Annotated in this window: 7 tRNA genes; all 7 read right to left on the bottom strand. The window is 45.5% G+C overall.

What is annotated here, in order from left to right:
* Positions 1 to 119: 119 nt before the first annotated feature.
* The 7 genes from DW835_RS09800 to DW835_RS09770 all read right to left on the bottom strand — a co-directional run bounded on the left by DW835_RS09800 (position 120) and on the right by DW835_RS09770 (position 828).
* Positions 120 to 192: transfer RNA gene (locus DW835_RS09800), tRNA-Lys, on the bottom strand.
* Between the two features lie 28 nt (positions 193 to 220).
* A tRNA-Phe gene (locus tag DW835_RS09795) sits at positions 221 to 293 on the bottom strand.
* A gap of 32 nt (positions 294 to 325) precedes the next feature.
* Positions 326 to 399 (bottom strand) — tRNA-Met (locus DW835_RS09790).
* 56 nt (positions 400 to 455) lie between these two features.
* Positions 456 to 537, bottom strand: a tRNA-Tyr gene (locus DW835_RS09785).
* 21 nt (positions 538 to 558) lie between these two features.
* A tRNA-Thr gene (locus DW835_RS09780) sits at positions 559 to 631 on the bottom strand.
* Positions 632 to 660: 29 nt separating this feature from the next.
* Positions 661 to 733 (bottom strand) — tRNA-Val (locus DW835_RS09775).
* A gap of 21 nt (positions 734 to 754) precedes the next feature.
* Positions 755 to 828 (bottom strand) — tRNA-Asp (locus DW835_RS09770).
* Between the last annotated feature and the right edge of the window lie 103 nt (positions 829 to 931).

The raw sequence follows: 931 nt of genomic DNA, 5'->3' as shown, positions 1-931 counted from the left end.
GCGAGTTTCTCAAGTTATCGCGGCAGTCGCCAAGGTCTCGTGCAAGCACGGACTTTGGCTCGTTGCTCGCGTAAATTAAAAGAGATCAATATACAAACCGTATATTGATCTCTCTGCAATGAGACACGGGGGATTCGAACCCCCGACAACTTGATTAAAAGTCAAGTGCTCTACCGACTGAGCTAGTATCCCATAAATATTTATTTTTGCATATTACAAATGCCCAGAACCGGAATCGAACCAGTGACACGAGGATTTTCAGTCCTCTGCTCTACCAACTGAGCTATCTGGGCATTTTAGATCTGAATTTTCACTCAGATCTTAGTAGCGGGGACAGGATTTGAACCTATGACCTTCGGGTTATGAGCCCGACGAGCTTCCAGACTGCTCCACCCCGCGATATTATGTTGTATATGATATGTTTTCCTTTTCAAAAATATTCCTGAAAAAGAAAATGGATGGAGGTGGATTCGAACCACCGAAGCAAATTGCAGCAGATTTACAGTCTGTCCCCTTTGGCCACTCGGGAATCCATCCATATGGAATTGTATTCCATAAAGCCGATGATCGGACTCGAACCGATAACCTGCTGATTACAAATCAGCTGCTCTGCCAATTGAGCCACATCGGCGTAACATTTAAAACCGTTTTCACTAGAAATGGGGCCTATAGGGCTCGAACCTATGACCCTCTGCTTGTAAGGCAGATGCTCTCCCAGCTGAGCTAAGACCCCACAAGGATTAAAATCCTTTAACGACCCAGATCGGACTCGAACCGACGACCTTCGCCGTGACAGGGCGACGCTCTAACCAACTGAGCCACTGGGCCATTCCTGAAGATAACAATTTGTACCTTCAAAACCGAACACTGAAACTCTATCTCTTATACCTTAACTTACATCCTTTTCCTATCCAAAACCTTTGGTCAAGCC

Source organism: Clostridium sp. AM34-9AC, from assembly GCF_003480225.1.
Classification (GTDB): Bacteria; Bacillota; Clostridia; order Lachnospirales; family Lachnospiraceae; genus Acetatifactor; species Acetatifactor acetigignens.
The sequence above is the reverse complement of the archived record's forward strand: the minus strand, read 5'-3'. Positions and strand labels throughout refer to the sequence as shown.